Here is a 20531-nt window from a genome sequence, read left to right as displayed (position 1 = left end):
TTGGATTGGTTCAATGTCCTACGAACTCTCCTCTCGTAGTTTTTCCGACGACGCGGTGGCGATCGTCGGAATTTCGTGCCGGCTCCCCCAGGCTCCGGACCCGCGATCCTTCTGGCGGCTGCTGCGCGACGGCCGCGACGCGATCACCGACGTGCCCAGCGGGCGGTGGAACGCGCCGGAGACGAGTTCCCTGCGCGGCGGCTTCATCGACGGGATAGCGGAATTCGACGCCGACTTCTTCGGCGTCTCCCCGAACGAAGCCGAGATGATCGACCCGCAGCAGCGGCTGCTCATGGAACTGAGCTGGGAGGCGCTCGAAGACGCCGGCATCGTCCCGGCGAGCCTGCGCGACAGCGCCGCCTCCGTCTTCATCGGCGCCATGGCCGGCGACTACGCCCAGCTGCTCCAGGGCAACGGGCGCGCGGCGCTGACCCGGCACAGCCTCACCGGCATCAGCCGGGCCCTGCTCGCCAACCGCATCTCGTACACGCTGGGGCTCAACGGGCCCAGCATGACCGTCGACTCCGCGCAGTCGGCCTCGCTGACCGCCGTGCACCTGGCGTGCGAGAGCCTGCGCAACGGCGAGACCGGCCTGGCCATCGTCGGCGGCGTGAACCTCAACCTGACCGCCGACAGCACGCTCGCCGCGCTGCGGTTCGGCGCCCTGTCACCCGACGGCAGGTGCTTCACCTTCGACGCCCGCGCCAACGGCTACGTCCGCGGCGAGGGCGGCGGCGTCGTCGTGCTGAAGCCGCTGGCCCGCGCGCTCGCCGACGGCGACCGGGTGTACTGCGTGATCGCCGGCAGCGCCATCAACAACGACGGGGGCGGCGACGGGCTCACCGTGCCCGACCAGCGCGCCCAGGAGGAGGTCATCCGGCTGGCCTGCGGGCGGGCCGGCGTGGAGGCCGCCGACGTGCAGTTCGTCGAGCTGCACGGCACGGGGACCCGCGTCGGCGACCCGATCGAGGCCCGCGCGCTCGGCGCGGCCATCGGCACCGCCAAGGACTCCGGCACGCCGCTGGTCGTCGGCTCCGCCAAGACCAACGTCGGCCACCTCGAAGGCGCTGCGGGCATCGTCGGCCTGCTGAAGACGGTGCTGGCCATCAGGCACCGCACGCTGCCGCCGTCGCTGAACTTCGAGACGCCCAACCCGCAGATCCCGTTCGACGAGCTCAACCTGCGCGTCAACACCGAGACGTCCGCGTGGCCGCGCGAGGACGCGCCGCTGGTGGCCGGCGTCAGCTCCTTCGGCATGGGCGGCGCCAACTGCCACGTGGTGCTCGCCGAACCCCCGCAGGCGGCCCCCGCCGCCGCCTCCACGCACCAGGACAAGCCGCTGGCCGTGCCGGTGGTCGTGCCGGTGGCTGGGCAGAGCGAGGCCGCGCTGCGCGCCCAGGCTGGCCGGCTGCGTGACCACCTGCTCGACGGACTGCTCGACGAGCCGGGTGCCGGCCTCGCCGACCTGGCGTACTCGCTGGCCACGACCCGTACGGCCTTCGACCGGCGGGCGGCGCTCGTCGTGGACGAGCCGTCAGCGCCGGCCGACGTGCCGGCCGACGCGCTGGCCGGAGTGCTGGACCGGCTGGCCAAGGGCGAGCCGGCCGCCGGGATCGTGACCGGCCGGCCGAGCACCGGCGACATCGCCTTCCTCTACTCGGGGCAGGGCAGCCAGCGGCCCGGCATGGGCCGCGAGCTGTACGCGGCGCACCCGGTCTTCGCACGTGCGCTCGACGAGATCGCCTCCTGCTTCGACGGCACGCTCGACCGTCCGCTCCTCGACGTGATGTTCGCCGACGAGGGCTCCCATGAGGCCGGCCTGCTCGACCAGACCGGGTTCGCCCAGCCCGCGCTCTTCGCCTTCGAGGTCGCCCTCACCCGCCTGTACGAGCACTGGGGCGTGCGCCCCGCCCGGCTCATCGGCCACTCCATCGGCGAGATCTCGGCCGCCCACGTCGCCGGCGTGTTGTCGCTGGCCGACGCCTGCGCCCTGGTCGCGGCGCGCGGCAGGCTGATGCAGAACCTCCCGGCCGGCGGCGCGATGGTCGCCGTGCAGGCCACCGAGGAGGAGGTGCTGCCCTTCCTGGACACCACGGTCAGCATCGCCGCGATCAACGGCCCGGACTCCACCGTGGTCTCCGGCTCGGAGAGCCGCGTCATGGAGATCGCCGAGGAGTTCCGCGGCCGCGGCCGCAAGACCCACCGCCTGCGGGTCAGCCACGCCTTCCACTCCCCGCTGATGGACCCGATGCTGGCGGAGTTCAGGGAGGTGGCCGAGTCGCTCACCTACCGCGAGCCGGCCATCCCCATCGTCTCCAATCTCACCGGGGCCGTCGCGTCCGCCGAGGACCTGTGCTCGCCGGGACACTGGGTGTGGCACGTCCGCGAGGCCGTACGGTTCTGCGACGGCATCCGCGCCCTGGCCGACACGGGCGTCACCACGTTCGTCGAGGTGGGGCCCGGGTCGGTGCTGGCCGCCATGGGGCAGCACTGCCTGCCCGCCAGCCCGTACACGCAGTTCGTCGCCACACTGCGCGATCCTGGGGCGGAATGCCGCAGCGCCGCGCTGGCGCTGGCCGGGCTGCAGGTCAGGGGCGCCACGCTCGACTGGGACGCCGTGCTGCCGGGCGCGCGCCGCGTCCCGCTGCCCACCTACGCCTTCCAGCGCACCTACCACTGGCTTCCCGAGGCGGACGGCTCCGCGCCGCCCCCGCCCCCGCACGCGGCTCCGGAGCCGTCCGCCTCGGGAGAGGAGACGCAGTCGCTCGCCGACCGGCTGCGCGGCCTGCCGGAGGCCGAGCAGGAGCAGGCGATCCTCGAGCTCGTACGCACCTGCATCGCGCTCGTCCTCGGCCACGCCAACGCCGCGACCGTGGACACCGGCACCGCCTTCAAGGCGCTCGGCTTCGACTCCTTCAGCGCCGTCGAGCTGCGGAACCGGCTCAACACCGCCACCGGGCTCCAGCTGCCCAGCTCGCTGCTGTTCGACTACCCGTCGCCGCAGGCGCTGGCCGGCTTCCTGCGCGCCGAACTGGCCGGCGAGCACGTCACCCAGGCCGTGGTGGCCGCCAGGCCCGTGGCGGACGAGCCGATCGCGATCGTCGGCATGGCCTGCCGTTTCCCCGGCGGCGTGAGCTCCCCTGACGACCTGTGGAACGTCGTGATCCGCGAGCAGGACACGATCGGGGAGTTCCCCGTGGACCGGGGCTGGGATCTGGCGGCGCTGTACGACCCCGATCCGGACAGTCACGGGACCACGTATGCGCGGCATGGCGGGTTCCTGTACGAGGCGGGGGAGTTCGATCCGGCGTTCTTCGGGATCTCGCCGCGTGAGGCGTTGGCGATGGATCCGCAGCAGCGGTTGTTGCTGGAGGCGTCGTGGGAGGCGATGGAGCGGGCCGGGATCGATCCGGCGGGGTTGCGGGGCAGCAGGACCGGCGTGTTCGCCGGCGCCACGGCGCAGGACTACGGGCCGCGCCTGCACGAGGCCACCGGCAGCGCCGAAGGGTACGTGCTGACCGGCACCACGGCCAGCGTCATCTCCGGGCGGGTCGCCTTCACGTTCGGGTTCGAGGGCCCGGCGGTGACCGTGGACACCGCGTGCTCCTCGTCCCTGGTCGCCCTGCACCTGGCCGCGCAGTCGCTGCGGACCGGCGAGTGCGACCTGGCCCTGGCCGGCGGCGCCACCGTGATGGCCTCACCTGGCATGTTCGTGGAGTTCTCGCGGCAGCGGGGTCTGTCGCCTGATGGTCGTTGTAAGGCGTTCTCGGCTGGTGCTGACGGCACGGGGTGGGCTGAGGGTGTCGGGATGTTGCTGGTGGAGCGGTTGTCGGATGCGCGGCGGCTCGGTCATCGGGTGCTGGCGGTGGTGCGTGGTTCGGCGATCAATCAGGACGGTGCGAGTAACGGGTTGACGGCGCCGAACGGTCCGTCGCAGCAGCGGGTGATCCGGCAGGCGTTGGCGAATGCGGGGTTGTCGGCGGCTGAGGTGGATGTGGTGGAGGCGCATGGGACGGGGACGTCGCTGGGTGATCCGATCGAGGCGCAGGCGCTGATCGCTGCTTATGGTCAGGATCGGGATCGGCCGTTGTGGTTGGGGTCGTTGAAGTCGAACATCGGTCATGCGCAGGCGGCTGCGGGTGTGGGCGGTGTGATCAAGATGGTGATGGCGCTGCGGCACGGCACGTTGCCGAAGACGCTGCATGTGGATGAGCCGTCGCCGCATGTGGACTGGTCGGCGGGTGCGGTGGAGCTGCTGACCGAGGCCCGCCCGTGGGACGAGCTCGACCGCCCGCGCCGCGCCGCCGTCTCCTCCTTCGGCATCAGCGGCACCAACGCCCACGTGATCATCGAGCAGGGCGACCCGGTCGTACCCGCCCCCGACGAGGAGTTCGACCTCCCCGCGGTGCCCTGGATCCTGTCCGCCAAGACCCCCGAGGCGCTGGCCGGGCAGGCCGGACGGCTCGCCGCCTGGGCGACGCCTGACATCCCGATCACCGCCGCCGGCGCCGCTCTGGCCGCCGGACGGGCCGCACTCGACCACCGGGCGGTGATCGTCGGCGGCGAGCGCGACGACCTGCTGGCCGGCCTGCGGGCGCTGGCCGGCGGCTCCGACGCGCCAGGCGTGCTCACCGGCAGCGGCCAGGCCGGCCGGCTCGCCCTGCTCTTCACCGGGCAGGGCAGCCAGCGGCCTGGCATGGGCCGCGAGCTCGCCGAGACGTTCCCCGTGTTCGCCGAGGCGCTGGAGGAGGCGTGCGCCCTCCTCGATCCGCAGCTGCCGTACCCGCTGCGCGAGGTCATGTTCACCGACCCCGGCGGTGTGCTGAACGAGACCGGGATGACGCAGCCCGCCCTGTTCGCCTTCGAGGTGGCGCTGTACCGGCTGCTGGAGTCGTTCGGCGTGCGGCCGGACGTGCTGATCGGCCACTCGGTGGGCGAGATCGCCGCCGCCCACGTGGCCGGGGTCTTCTCCCTCGCCGACGCCTGCACGCTGATCGCCACGCGGGCCCGGCTCATGGACGCGCTCCCCAAGGACGGCGCGATGCTGGCCGTCGCCGCCCCGGAGGCGGACGTCCTGCCGCTGCTCGACGGGTACGAGGACCGCGCCGGCATCGCGGCGGTCAACGGTCCGGCTGCGGTGGTGGTGTCCGGTGACGAGTCCGCGATCGCGGAGATCGAGAGCCGCGCGCAGGTCCGGACGCGCCGGCTGCGGGTGTCGCATGCGTTCCATTCGCCGTTGATGGAGCCGATGCTGGCCGAGTTCGCCGAGGCGATCAGCGGAATCGGCTTCCACGAGCCGGCGATCCCGGTCGTCTCGAACGTGACGGGTCAGCTGGCCGAGCCCGGCCGGCTGACCGATCCCTCGTACTGGGTCGAGCACGTGCGCGTGGCGGTGCGGTTCGCCGACGGCGTGGCCGCCGCCGACGCGGCCGTCCTCCTGGAGGTCGGGCCCGACGGCATCCTCACCGGCATGGCCCAGCAGGCGCTCGCCGACGGTGTCTTCATCCCCGCCGCGCGCAGGGACCGCGAGGAGGCCGGCACCTTCGTCCAGGCCCTCGGACGGCTCCACGCCAGCGGCGTCACCGTCGACTGGGACGCCTACTTCGGCGCCACCCCCGCGCTCCACGTCGACCTGCCCACCTACGCCTTCCAGCGGCAGCGGTACTGGCTGGAGGCGCCCGGCCCCGCCGAACGGCCCACCGAGCACGTCGGGCTGTTCGAGGTCGACTGGGTCCCGGTGCCCGCCGCCGGAGCCGCGCCTGCTCCTGGGCCCGCCGCTGGGCCCGCGGCCGGGTCCGGCGACGTGCTGTTGCCCTGGGAGAGCCCCGCCGACGACGGTGACGAGCCCGCCCGCGCCCGCGCTGCCGTACTGCGCGTGCTGGCCGCCGTCCAGGAGCGGCTCAGCGGGAACCGGTCCGCGTCCGGCCGCCTCGTGATCGTCACCGAGGGCGCGACCGGCGACACCCCCGACCTCGCCGCCACGGCCGTGTGGGGGCTGGTCCGGTCGGTCCAGACCGAGTACCCGGACCGGTTCGTGCTCCTCGACCTCGACGGGCCCATCGACAGCGCCACCGACGGCCCCACCGACAGCGCCACTGTAAGGGCCGCCGACGGCATCGTCGCCGCCGCGCTCGCCTACGACGAGCCCCAGCTGGCGATCAGAGCCGGCACGATCCACGTTCCGAGACTGGCCCGCCGGGACCGGCCGGCGGGCGACTCGCCCTGGAACCCCGACGGCACGGTGCTGGTCACCGGCGGCACCGGCGCGCTGGGCCGTACCGTGACCCGGCATCTCGTCGCCACGCACGGCGTACGGAACCTCGTGCTCGTCACCCGCGACCCGCGGTCGTCCGGCGCGGTGGCGCTGGCCGCCGAGCTGGCCGAGCTCGGCGCGCACGCCGAGCTGGTCGCCTGCGACGTCACCGACAGGGACGCGCTGGCCGGGCTCGTCGGCTCCTGCGAGAGCCTGACCGGCGTCGTGCACATCGCCGGCGTCCTCGACGACGGCGTCGTGCCCGCGCTGACCCCTGAACGGCTCGACACCGTGTGGCGTACCAAGGCCGAGACGGCCTGGCTCCTGCACGAGCTGACCCGCGACCGCGACCTGTCCGCGTTCGTGCTGTTCTCGTCGGTCGCCGCCACCGTCGGCAGCGCCGGCCAGGCCAACTACGCCGCCGCCAACGCCTTCCTCGACGCCCTCGCCCGGCACCGCCGCGCGCTGGACCTGCCCGCGACCGCCCTGGCCTGGGGACTGTGGGACAACTCCGCCGGCGGCATGGCCGGCACGCTCGCCACCGCCGACCTCGCCCGGTGGGCCAGGCTCGGCGTCGCCCCGATGCCGCAGGGCAAGGCGCTGGAACTCCTCGACTCCGCGCTCGCCGGGAACGCCGTCACGACGGTGCCCGCCCGCCTCAGCCTGGCGGGCGTCGCCGACCCCGCCCCGGTCATGCTGCGCGCGATGTTGCGCAAGCCGATCGAGCGCCGCGCGGCCGGCGGGCCGGACGAGGTGCCGCTGGCGCAGGCCCTGCGCGGGCAGAGCCCCGAGGAGCAGGAACGCACGCTGCTCGACCTCGTACGCGGCCAGGCGGCCCTGGTGCTCGGGCACGTGACGCCGAACGTCATCAGCGCCACGGGCGCGTTCAAGGAGGCGGGCTTCGACTCGCTGACCGCCGTCGAGCTGCGCAACCGGCTCAACACCGCCACAGGCCTGCACCTGCCCAGCTCCCTGCTGTTCGACTACCCGTCGCCGCAGGCGCTGACCGAGCACCTGCGCACCGAGCTGCTCGGCGGCTCCGCCACCGCCGCCACGGCGGTCCGCCCGACCGGGCACGACGAGCCGATCGCGATCGTCGGCATGGCCTGCCGCTACCCAGGCGGCGTGCGCTCGCCCGAGGACCTGTGGGAGCTGGTGGCGCAGGCCCGCGACGCGGTGGGCGAGTTCCCGACCGACCGCGGATGGGACCTGGACCGGCTCTTCGACCCCGACCCCGGCAAGCGCGGCACCACCTACACCCGGCACGGCGGCTTCCTCTACAACGCCGCCGACTTCGACGCGGCGTTCTTCGGCATCTCGCCGCGCGAGGCGCTGGCGATGGATCCGCAGCAGCGGTTGTTGCTGGAGGCCTCGTGGGAGGCCCTCGAAGACGCCGGCATCGACCCCGCCACGCTGCGCGGCAGCCAGACCGGGGTGTTCACCGGCATCGCGCCCATGGAGTACGGCCCCCGCCGGTACGAGGGCGCCGACCACGTGGAGGGTTATCTCCTCACCGGCGGCCTGGCCAGCGTCGCCTCCGGGCGGGTGTCGTACACGCTGGGGTTCGAGGGCCCAGCGGTGACCGTGGACACCGCGTGCTCGTCGTCGCTGGTGGCGCTGCACCTGGCGGCGCAGGCCCTGCGGTCGGGCGAGTGCGACCTGGCGATGGCCGGCGGTGCGATGGTGATGGCCTCGCCGGGCACGTTCGTGGAGTTCTCGCGGCAGCGCGGCCTGTCCCCTGACGGCCGGTGCAAGGCGTTCTCCGCCGACGCCGACGGCACCGGCTGGAGCGAGGGCGTCGGCGTGCTGCTCGTCGAGCGGCTGTCCGACGCGCGCCGCAACGGCCACCAGGTCCTCGCGGTCATCCGGGGCAGCGCGATCAACCAGGACGGCGCCAGCAACGGCCTGGCCGCCCCCAACGGCCCGTCGCAGCAGCGGGTGATCCGGCAGGCGCTGGCCAACGCGGGCCTGTCGGCGGCGGACGTCGACGCGGTCGAGGCGCACGGCACCGGCACGAAGCTCGGCGACCCGATCGAGGCTCAGGCGCTCATCGCCACCTACGGCCAGGAGCGGCAGGACCAGCCGCTCTGGCTGGGCTCGCTGAAGTCCAACCTCGGGCACGCCCAGGCCGCCGCCGGCGTCGCGGGGGTCATCAAGATGGTGATGGCCATGCGGCACGGGGTGCTGCCCCAGACGCTTCACGTGGGCGAGCCTTCTCCGCACGTGGACTGGACGGCCGGCGCGGTCGAGCTGCTGACCGAGGCCCGCCCGTGGGACCAGGCAGACCGCCCCCGACGCGCCGCCGTCTCCTCCTTCGGCGTGAGCGGCACGAACGCTCACGTGATCATCGAGCAGGGCGATCCCGTCGGCGAGACCGTCCACGAGGACCGGCCGCTGCCGGTGGTGCCGTGGCTGGTGTCGGCGAAGGATGTGCGGGCGTTGCGGGCGCAGGCCGGTCGGCTCGCGTCGTGGGTGGAGTCGCGGTCGTCGGTGCCGGTGCCGGTGCCGGTGCCGGTGTCGGTGTCGGATGTGGCGTGGTCGCTGGCGACGGGCCGGGCGGTGCTGGAGCAGCGTGCGGTCGTCGTGGGCGGCGATCGGGACGAGTTGGTGGCGGGGTTGCGGGCGCTGGCTGACGATCCCTCTGCTGCGATCTCGGGTAGCGGTTCTGGCGGGAAGCTGGCGTTGTTGTTCGCGGGTCAGGGTAGCCAGCGGGTCGGGATGGGGTCGGTGCTGGTTGAGCACTTCCCGGTGTTTGCGGAGGCGTTGGAGGAGATCTGCGCCTGGTTTGAGCCGTTGTTGCCGCATTCGCTGCGTGAGGTGATGTTCGCCGACCCGGACGGTGTGCTCAACGAAACCGGGATGACGCAGCCTGCGTTGTTCGCCTTTGAGGTGGCGCTGTACAGGTTGCTGGCTTCGTTGGGTGTGCGGGCGGATGTGTTGGTGGGGCATTCGATCGGGGAGATTGCTGCTGCTTATGTGGCGGGGGTGTTCTCGTTGGAGGATGCCTGCACGTTGGTGGCGGCTCGTGCGCGGTTGATGCAGGCGTTGCCTTCCGGTGGGGCGATGCTGGCCGTCGCCGCGCCTGAGGAGCAGGTGCTGGCGTTGCTGGCTGGTCGTGAGGACCGGGTGGGGATCGCGGCGGTGAACGGTCCTGCTGCGGTGGTGGTGTCCGGTGACGAGGCGGCGATCGCGGAGATCGAGGGCCAGGCGCTGGTGCGGACGCGCCGGTTGCGGGTGTCGCATGCGTTCCATTCGCCGTTGATGGAGCCGATGCTGGCCGAGTTCGCGGAGGCGATCAGCGACATCACTTTCCACGAGCCGGGCCTGCCGATTGTTTCGAACGTGACGGGTCGTCTGGCTGAGCCTGGTCAGCTGACCGACCCTGCCTACTGGGTCGAGCACGTGCGTGGTGCGGTGCGGTTCGCGGATGGGGTGACGGCTTGCGGGGCGGCTCATTTCCTGGAGGTGGGTCCGGATGGGGTGCTGACGGGGTTGGCGCAGCAGAGCGTGGATGCGGTGTTCGTGCCGGCTGTGCGTAAGGACCGGGACGAGGTCCGGGCGCTGGTCGAGGCTTTGGGGCGGCTGCACGTCGAGGGCGTTGCTGTGGATTGGACGGCGGCGCTGGCCCCGGGCCGGCTGGTCGATCTGCCGACGTACGCGTTCCAGCATGAGCGGTTCTGGCTGGAGTCGGGCAGGTCGGTCGGTGACGTGACGGCCGCCGGGCTGAGCGCGGTGGAGCATCCGATCCTCAGCGCCGCCGTGCCCGCGCCCGACTCCGACTCCATCACCCTCACCGGGCGGCTCTCGCTGGCCGCGCTGCCCTGGCTCGCCGACCACGTGGTCAACGGCACGGTCATCCTGCCCGGCACCGCCTTCCTTGAGATCGTGTTGCGGGCCGCCGCGGAGACCGAGGACTGCGAGACGCTCTCCGAGCTGGCCATCCAGGCTCCGCTCGTCATCACGTACGAGCACTCCGTACAACTCCAGGTGGTCATCGACGGGCCGGATGACGGGGGGCGGCGCGGCGTCGCCGTGTACTCCCGTACGGAAGGCGACCCCGCATGGCAGCGGCACGCCCAGGGAACCCTCGGCCCGGTCGCCGCCGAGCCCGCTTTCGATCTCGCGCAGTGGCCGCCGCCCGGCGCGCGGCCCATCGACGTCGGCGCCCTCTACGACGACTTCGCGGTGACGGGCCTGGAGTACGGCGACGCGTTCCAGGGACTGGCGGGCGCCTGGCAGCACGACGGCACGGTCTACGCCGAGATCGTGCTGCCCGAGCAGGCACAGGCGGGCGCGGAGCGATTCGGTTTCCACCCGGCGCTGCTCGACGCCGTGCTGCATTCCATCACGCTGGGTGACCTCCTGCCGCGTACCGAGCCGGGCCAGCCCTACCTGCCCTTCGCCTGGTCCGGCGTCTCCCCGCACGCGGCGGGCGGGACGGCGGCACGTGTCCGTACGACGGTGAAGGGGCCGGGCGAGCTGGCGCTGAGCGTCGCGGACCACACCGGCGCGCCCATCCTCACGGTGGACTCGCTGGTGGTCCGGCCTGTCACGACCGCCCTGCGGGCCGGGAGCACCCCGTACACGCTGGACTGGGTGACCTCGACCGCCGCCGGGCCGGTGCCGGAGCGGGTGCTGATGCTCGACGACCTGTCGTCACTGGGCGATGCGGTCGGATCTGACCAGGAGGTTCCCGACCTGGTCCTGGCGCCGGTCGGGTCCGGCGACGGCCGCGACAGGACGTACGAGGTGCTCGCGCTCCTCCAGGAGTGGCTGGCCGAGGAGCGGTTCGCGCGGTCCCGGCTGGCGCTGGTGACCATCGGCGCGGTGAGCGTGACGGAAGGCGAGGCGCCGGACCTGTCCACCGCGCCCGTCTGGGGGCTGGTGCGCTCAGCCCAGTCCGAGCACGCCGGCCGCTTCGTCATCGTCGACACCGACGAGCACCCCGATTCGGCGGACGCGATGCTGCGTGCCTGCGCGTCCGGCGAGCCGCAGACCGCCCTGCGGCAGGGGCAGATCCACGTGCCCCGCATCGTCCCCGTGACGAGCCCGCCCGCGACCGAGCGTCCGGGTGCGGCGGCGGGTGGAACGGTGCTGCTGACCGGCGGCACAGGAGATCTCGGCGCGCTGGCCGCGCGGCGGCTGGTCACCGAGCACGGCGTACGCCACCTGCTGCTGGCCGGCCGGCGCGGTCCCGCGGCGCCCGGCGCCGGCGACCTGGTGAGCGAGCTGACAGAGCTCGGCGCGCAGGTCACCGTGGCCGCCTGCGACGTGGCGGACCGCGACGAGCTCGCCGCCCTGCTGGCGGGCATCCCCGCCGAACATCCCCTGACGGGCGTCGTGCACCTGGCCGGGATCGTGGCCGACGGCGCCGTGACCTCGCTGACGCCCGACCACGTCGACCGGGTCTTCGGGCCGAAGGCGGACGCGGCCTGGCACCTGCACGAGCTCACCCAGGACCTCGACCTGTCGTTCTTCGTGTTGTACTCGTCGGTCGCCGCCACCGTCGGCAGCGCGGGGCAGGCCAACTACGCGGCCGCCAACGCGTACCTGGACGCCCTGGCCCTGCACCGCCGGGCCCGGGGACTGCCGGCCGTCTCCCTCCAGTGGGGGCTGTGGGAGTCCGACAACGGCATGGCCGGCGCGCTCAGCCAGCTCGACGTGGCGCGGCTCAGCAGGGTCGGGCTCGCGCCGCTCCCCGTGGCGGAGGGCATGTCCCTGTTCGACGCGGCGATCGCCCTCGACAAGCCCGTGCAGATCGTGGCCCGCCTGGACACGGCCGCGCTGCGCCGCCAGGACGAGATCCCCGCCGTCTTCCGCGCCCTGGTCAAGGCGCCGACGCGGAAGACGGCCGCGCCCAGGTCCGCGAGCGCGCGGGCCGACAGGGGCGCGCTGCTGTCCCTCATCCGGACGAACGTCGCGCACGTGCTCGGCCACGCCAACGCCGACACGGTGGACACCGGCACCGCGTTCAAGGACCTCGGCTTCGACTCGCTGAGCTCCGTCGAGCTGCGCAACCGGCTCAACACCGCCACCGGCCTGAGACTGCCCGCCACGCTGCTGTTCAACTTCCCCACCCCCGGCGAGCTGGCCGAGCACCTGTACGCGGAGCTCAGCGGCGCCTCCAGGGCCGAGCAGGCAGCCGTGCGGACCGCGCCCGCCGACGAGCCCATCGCGATCGTCGGCATGGCCTGCCGCTATCCCGGCGGCGTGGCCTCCCCCGAGGACCTCTGGCGGCTGCTCACCCAGGCGGGCGACGCGATCAGCACCTTCCCCGACAACCGTGGCTGGGACCTGGAGAGCCTGTACGATCCCGACCCCGGCCACCACGGCACCAGCTACGCCCGTGAGGGCGGTTTCCTGCACGACGCCGACCGGTTCGACCCCGGGCTCTTCGGCATCTCGCCACGCGAGGCGACCGCGATGGACCCGCAGCAGCGGTTGCTGCTGGAGACGTCGTGGGAGGCGATCGAGCGGGCCGGGATCAGCCCGAAGGCCATGCGCGGCAGCCGCACCGGCGTGTTCGCCGGTGTGATGTACCACGACTACGGCACCCGCCTGCCGCAGGCGCCGGACGGATTCGAAGGGTTCGTGCTCAACGGCAGCGCGGGCAGCATCGCCTCCGGCCGGGTCGCGTACACGTTCGGCCTCGAAGGGCCGGCGGTGACCGTGGACACGGCCTGCTCGTCGTCGCTGGTGGCGCTGCACCTGGCGGCGCAGTCCCTGCGGTCGGGCGAATGCGACCTCGCCCTCGCCGGCGGCGTGACGGTGATGGCCACGCCCAACGTCTTCGTGGAGTTCTCCCGGCAGCGCGGCCTGTCGGCCGACGGCCGGTGCAGGGCGTTCTCCGCCGACGCCGACGGCACCGGCTGGGGTGAGGGCGCGGGCATGCTCCTGGTGGAGCGGCTGTCGGACGCCCAGCGCAACGGGCACCACATCCTCGCCGTCGTACGCGGGACCGCGATCAACCAGGACGGCGCCAGCAACGGCCTGACCGCCCCGAACGGGCCCTCCCAGGAACGCGTGATCCGGCAGGCGCTGGCCAACGCCGGCCTGTCGGTGGCTGACGTGGACGCGGTGGAGGCGCACGGCACCGGTACGAAGCTCGGTGACCCGATCGAGGCGCAGGCCATTCTGGCCACGTACGGGCAGGACCGCGAGCAGCCGCTCTGGCTCGGGTCGCTGAAGTCGAACATCGGTCACACGCAGGCCGCCGCCGGTGTGGGCGGGATCATCAAGATGGTCATGGCCATGCGGCACGGGGTGCTGCCCCAGACGCTGCACGCCGACGAGCCTTCTCCGCATGTGGACTGGTCGGCGGGTGCGGTGGAGCTGCTGACCGAGGCCCGCCCGTGGGACGAGCTCGACCGTCCGCGCCGCGCCGGCGTCTCGTCGTTCGGCGTCAGCGGCACCAACGCCCATGTGATCGTCGAGCAGGGCCCGGCCGTTCCCGAGCCCGCCGACGCTCCCGTCCTGCCCGCCGTGCCGTGGTTGGTCTCGGCCAACGACGCCGGCGCGCTGCACGAACAGGCGGGCAGGCTCGCCGCCTGGGCTTCGGCGAACGACGTCGAACCCGCCGTCGCCGGTAAGGCGCTGATCTCCGCGCGGTCCATGCTGGAGCAGCGCGCGGTGGTCGTGGGTGCTGATCGGGACGAGCTGGTGGCCGGGTTGCGGGCGCTGGCCGAGGACACAGCGGGAGTGATCGCCGGGAGTGGTTCTGGCGGGAAGCTGGCGTTGTTGTTCGCGGGTCAGGGTAGCCAGCGGGTCGGGATGGGGTCGGTGCTGGTTGAGCACTTCCCGGTGTTCGCGGAGGCGTTGGACGAGATCTGCGGCCGGTTTGATTCGTTGTTGCCGCATTCGCTGCGTGAGGTGATGTTCGCCGACCCGGACGGTGTGCTCAACGAAACCGGGATGACGCAGCCTGCGTTGTTCGCCTTTGAGGTGGCGCTGTACAGGTTGCTGGCTTCGTTGGGTGTGCGGGCGGATGTGTTGGTGGGGCATTCGATCGGGGAGATTGCTGCTGCTCATGTGGCGGGGGTGTTCTCGTTGGAGGATGCCTGCACGTTGGTGGCGGCTCGTGCGCGGTTGATGCAGGCGTTGCCTTCTGGTGGGGCGATGCTGGCGGTGGCTGCCCCGGAGGTCGAGGTCCTGCCGCTCTTGGCTGGTCGTGAGGACCGGGTGGGGATCGCGGCGGTGAACGGTCCGGCTGCGGTGGTGGTGTCCGGTGACGAATCCGCGATCGCGGAGATCGAGAGCCGCGCGCAGGTGCGGACGCGCCGGTTGCGGGTGTCGCACGCTTTCCATTCGCCGTTGATGGAGCCGATGCTGGCCGAGTTCGCGGAGGCGATCAGCGACATCACTTTCCACGAGCCGGGCCTGCCGATTGTTTCGAACGTGACGGGTCGTCTGGCCGAGCCTGGTCAGCTGACCGACCCTGCCTACTGGGTCGAGCACGTGCGTGGTGCGGTGCGGTTCGCGGATGGGGTGACGGCTTGCGGGGCGGCCCATTTCCTGGAGGTGGGTCCGGATGGGGTGCTGACGGGGCTGGCGCAGCAGAGCGTGGATGCGGTGTTCGTGCCGGCTGTGCGTAAGGACCGGGACGAGGTCCGGGCGCTGGTCGAAGCGCTGGGACGGCTGCACGTCGAAGGCGTCACCGTGGACTGGGACGCCTACTTCGCCGGCGTCCCCACCCGATTCGTCGACCTGCCCACCTACGCGTTCCAGCGCCGCCGGTACTGGCTCGACGCCGGTTACGCCACCGGCGACGTCGCCTCGGGCGGCGGGCTGGCGGCCGTGAACCACCCGCTGCTGACCGCCACCGTGCCCGCCCCCGGAACGGGCACCCTCACGCTCATCGGCCGCCTGTCGCTGGCGGAACAGCCGTGGCTGGCCGATCACGTGGTGGCCGGCCAGGTGATCGTGCCGGGGACGGCGCAGGTGGAGCTCGCCGTACGGGCCGGCGACGAGACCGGCTGCTCGATGCTCGACGAGCTCACCCTCCAGGCGCCGATGGTCCTGCCGGAGCGGGGGAGCCTGCATCTCCAGGTGGTGGTGACAGAGCCCGGCGAATCGGGCAGCCGCCAGGTGACCATCTACTCCAGGGCGGAGGAGAGCACCGACTGGCGGCAGAACGCCCAGGGCGTGCTCACCCAGGCCGTCCCCGAGCCGGGCCTCGACCTCGCGCAGTGGCCGCCTCCCGGCGCTCAGCCCGTCGACACGGGCGGCGTCTATGACGACCTGGCCGCGACCGGCATGGAGTACGGCGACACCTTCCGGTGCCTCCAGAACGTCTGGCAGCGGGACGGCGCCGTCTACGCCGAACTCGCCCTGCCGGAGACGGCCCAGGCCGAGGCCCGGCGCTTCGGGCTGCACCCGGCGCTCCTGGACGCGTCCCTCCACGCCATTCCCATGGCCGGTCTGCTGCCGCGGGCCGAGCCAGGACGGCCGTACGTCCCGTTCTCCTGGAACCAGGTGACGCTGCACGCAGATGGCGCGACGGTCCTGCGGGTCAGGATCGCGCCCACGGGTAACGACGGTGTGGTCGCCCTGACCATGGCCGACACCGCCGGGGCGCCCGTCATGGAGGTCGGCTCGGTGACGCTCCGCCCGAGCGCCGCCGTACAGGAGACGGCCCGTCACGACAGCCTGTTCACGGTCGGCTGGGTACGGCCCGCCGGCCGCGCCGCTCGGTCCGAGCCGCCGTACGAGATCTTCGACGTGCCGGTGTCCGAGACGCCGGCCCCGGACACGACCAGGCGGGCCACGCACGACGTGCTGGCCGCGCTGCAGGAGTTCGGCGCCGCCGACGAGCCGGGGCGGCGGCTGGTCGTCGTCACGCGCGGGGCCTTCGCGGTGGGACAGGACGATGTCCCGAACCCGGCGCAGGCGGCGGCGTGGGGCCTGGTGCGGGCCGCGCAGTCCGAGCAGCCGGACCGGTTCGTGCTGCTGGACCTGGACGCGGACACCGACGCCGCGGAAGTGGTGACCCAGGCGCTGGCGACCGGCGAGTCGCAGGTCGCGGTGCGGGACGGTCAGCTGCTGGTGCCGCGTGTGAGCCGGGTCGCCGATCCGGCCGATCGCGACCCGGTGTTCGGACCCGACGGCACGGTGCTGGTCACCGGTGGCACGGGTGGGCTGGGTGCGCTGGTGGCGCGCCATCTGGTCACCGAGCACGGCGTCCGAGACCTGTTGCTGGTCAGCAGGCGCGGGGCGGACGCGCCTGGCGCGGCCGACCTGGCCGCGGAGCTGTCCGAACTGGGTGCCGAGGTGGACGTGGCCGCGTGCGACGTGGCCGACCGCGACGCGCTCGCCCGGCTGCTGGAGGGCGTGGACGGGCTGGCTGGGGTGGTGCACACGGCCGGCGTCCTGGACGACGGCGTCATCGCCGCCCTCACCCCCGAGCGCCTGGACGCCGTGCTCAAGCCCAAAACCGACGCCGCCTGGCACCTGCACGAACTCACGCAGCACCTCGATCTGAAGGCGTTCGTGCTGTTCTCCTCCATCTCCGGGGTGCTCGGCAGCGCCGGCCAGGGCAACTACGCCGCCGCCAACACCTCGCTGGACGCGCTCGCCCAGCTGCGGCAGGCCCAAGGGCTTCCGGCCACCTCGCTGGCCTGGGGTCTGTGGGCGACCGGCGGCATGGCGGGCGAGCTCGACGCGTCCGACCTGCGCCGCCTCGAACGCGGCGGCATCATGCCCATGCCCGTCGCCGACGGGCTCGCCCTGTTCGACGTCGCAGTACGCGCACAACACCCCGTCCTGGTCCCGGCCGTGCTGAGCATCCCGGCTCTCCAGGCCCAGGCACAGGCGGGTACGCTGCCCGCGCTCCTGCACGGGTTGGTCCGCGTGCCCGCGCGCAGGACGAGCACGGTGGGCACGAACCCGACCGACCTCCTCCAACTGGTCCGCACCCATGCGGCGACCGTGCTCGGCTTCGACGGCGCGGAGGCGGTCGAGCCGGCCAAACGGTTCCAGGAGCTCGGCTTCGACTCCCTCACGGCCGTCGAGTTCCGCAACCAGCTGAACGCGGCCACCGGGCTGCGCCTGCCGGCCACCCTCGTCTTCGACTGCCCGACGGCCGAGGCCGTGGCACAGTTCCTGGCCGGCGAGCTGGCCGGTGGGCAGGCCGCCCAGGCCGCCGTGACCGCCACGAAGGTGGTCGACGAGCCGATCGCGATCGTGGGGATGGCGTGTCGCTATCCGGGTGGTGTGCTGTCGCCGGAGGACCTGTGGGAGCTGGTGGCGCAGGCCCGCGACGGGGTGGGGGAGTTCCCCTCCGACCGTGGCTGGGACCTGGACAAGCTCTACAACCCCGACCCCGACAGCCGCGGCACCTCGTACGCGCGGCACGGCGGGTTCCTCTACGACGCCGCCCAGTTCGACCCGGGGTTCTTCGAGATCTCGCCGCGTGAGGCGCTCGCCATGGATCCGCAGCAGCGGCTGCTGTTGGAGACGTCGTGGGAGGCCATCGAGCGGGCCGGGATCAGCCCGACCCGGTTGCGCGGCAGCCGGACCGGCGTGTTCGCCGGAGTCATGTACCACGACTACGCGCCCCAGCTGTCGGCCGTGCCGGGCGAGCTCGAAGGGCTCATCGGCACGGGCAGCTCGGGCAGCATCGCCTCCGGCCGGGTGTCCTACAGCCTGGGCCTGGAAGGCCCCGCCGTCACGGTCGACACGGCCTGCTCCTCCTCGCTGGTGGCCCTGCACCTGGCAGTCCAGGCGTTGCGGTCGGGCGAGTGCGATCTGGCGCTGGCCGGCGGCGTGACCGTGATGGCCACGCCCGGCACCTTCGTGGAGTTCTCGCGGCAGCGCGGCCTGTCCCCCGACGGCCGGTGCAAGGCGTTCTCCGCCGACGCCGACGGCACCGGCTGGGGCGAGGGCGTCGGCATGCTCCTGGTGGAGCGGCTGTCCGACGCGGAACGTAACGGGCACCAGGTGCTCGCCGTGGTGCGGGGCAGCGCGGTCAACCAGGACGGCGCCAGCAACGGCCTGACCGCCCCGAACGGGCCCTCGCAGCAGCGGGTGATCCGGCAGGCGCTGGCCAACGCAGGGCTGTCGGCGGCGGACGTCGACGCGGTCGAGGCACACGGCACCGGCACGAAGCTCGGTGACCCGATCGAGGCGCAGGCGCTCATCGCCACGTATGGGCAGGATCGGCAGGAGCCGCTCTGGCTCGGGTCGGTGAAGTCGAACATCGGTCACACGCAGGCCGCCGCCGGTGTGGGCGGTGTGATCAAGATGGTCATGGCGCTGCGCAACGGCATGCTGCCCCAGACGCTTCACGTGGGCGAGCCGTCGCCGCACGTGGACTGGACGGCCGGCGCGGTCGAGTTGCTGACCGAGGCCCGCCCGTGGGACCGGGCAGACCGGCCACGCCGCGCCGCCGTCTCGTCGTTCGGCATCAGTGGCACGAACGCTCACGTGATCATCGAGCAGGGCCCGGTCGCGGAGCCGGAGCCTGAGCCGGTGGGACAGGCGCCGGTGGTGCCGTGGCTGGTGTCGGCGAAGGATGTGCGGGCGTTGCGGGCGCAGGCCGGTCGGCTCGCGTCGTGGGTGGAGTCGCGGTCGTCGGTGCCGGTGCCGGTGTCGGATGTGGCGTGGTCGTTGGCGACGGGCCGGGCGGTGCTGGAGCAGCGTGCGGTCGTCGTGGGCGGCGATCGGGACGAGTTGGTGGCCGGGTTGCGGGCGCTGGCCGACGATCCCTCTGCTGCGATCTCGGGTAGCGGTTCTGGCGGGAAGCTGGCCCTGTTGTTCGCGGGTCAGGGTAGCCAGCGGGTCGGGATGGGGTCGGTGCTGGTTGAGCACTTCCCGGTGTTTGCGGAGGCGTTGGAGGAGATCTGCGGCCGGTTCGAGGCGTTGTTGCCGCATTCGCTGCGTGAGGTGATGTTCGCCGACCCGGACGGTGTGCTCAACGAAACCGGGATGACGCAGCCTGCGTTGTTCGCCTTTGAGGTGGCGCTGTACAGGTTGCTGACCTCTCTGGGTGTGCGGGCGGATGTGTTGGTGGGGCATTCGATCGGGGAGATTGCTGCTGCTTATGTGGCGGGGGTGTTCTCGTTGGAGGATGCCTGCACGTTGGTGGCGGCTCGTGCGCGGTTGATGCAGGCGTTGCCTTCCGGTGGGGCGATGCTGGCCGTCGCAGCTCCGGAGGCGGACGTCCTGCCGCTGCTCGACGGGTACGAGGACCGCGCCGGCATCGCGGCGGTGAACGGTCCGGCTGCGGTGGTGGTGTCCGGTGACGAATCCGCGATCGCGGAGATCGAGAGCCGCGCGCAGGTGCGGACGCGCCGGTTGCGGGTGTCGCATGCGTTCCATTCGCCGTTGATGGAGCCGATGCTGGCCGACTTCGCGGAGGCGATCAGCGACATCACTTTCCACGAGCCGGCGATTCCGGTCGTCTCGAACGTGACGGGTCGTCTGGCCGAGCCTGGTCAGCTGACCGACCCTGCCTACTGGGTCGAGCACGTGCGTGGTGCGGTGCGGTTCGCGGATGGGGTGACGGCTTGCGGGGCGGCTCATTTCCTGGAGGTGGGTCCGGATGGGGTGCTGACGGGGTTGGCGCAGCAGAGCGTGGATGCGGTGTTCGTGCCGGCTGTGCGTAAGGACCGGGACGAGGTCCGGGCGCTGGTCGAAGCGCTGGGCCGGCTGCATGTTCACGGTATCGGCGTGGACTGGGAAGCGGTCCTCGCTTCGGGCCGGTTCGTGGACCTGCCGACCTATGCCTTCCAGCACGAGCGGTTCTGGGTGCCGGTCAGCCCTGACTCCGGTGATGTGGACGCCGCCGGACTGGGCGCCATCCACCATCCCATGCTTCGTGCCGCCATTTCCGCACCGGACTCCGACACCCACACCTTCACGGGCCGGTTGTCGCTCGCCGCGCAGCCGTGGCTGGCCGATCACCAGGTCAACGGCCGGGTGGTGGTGCCGGGCGCGGCGCTGGTGGAGCTGGCGCTCCGCGTCGGCCAGGAACTGGACTCCCCGCACCTGCTCGAACTGACCCTCCAGGCGCCCCTTCTGGTGCCGGCCGACGGCGGAGTACACGTCCAGTTGGTGGCCGGGCCATGCGATGAGTCGGGTGGCCGCCAGGTGAGCATCCACTCCCGCAACGCCGGCGCGGGCGAGTGGGTCCAGCACGGGCAGGGCATCCTGGCCGGACAGACGGAGCAGCCGCTGCTCGGGCTGGCGCAGTGGCCGCCGGCGGGTGCCCGGCCGGTTGATGTCGGGCACCTGTATGACGACATGGCGGCGATCGGTCTGGAGTATGGGCCGTTGTTCCAGG

Annotated in this window: 1 protein-coding gene; it reads left to right on the top strand. The window is 72.7% G+C overall.

The features are described from left to right. Positions 1–13: 13 nt before the first annotated feature. Positions 14–20531: SDR family NAD(P)-dependent oxidoreductase (locus tag ACZ6SA_RS47710; RefSeq protein ID WP_465835986.1), on the top strand; the 20518-nt coding region annotated here is incomplete at its 3' end.

The sequence above is a fragment of the Nonomuraea sp. NPDC049378 genome, from assembly GCF_055586745.1.
The sequence above is the reverse complement of the archived record's forward strand: the minus strand, read 5'-3'. Positions and strand labels throughout refer to the sequence as shown.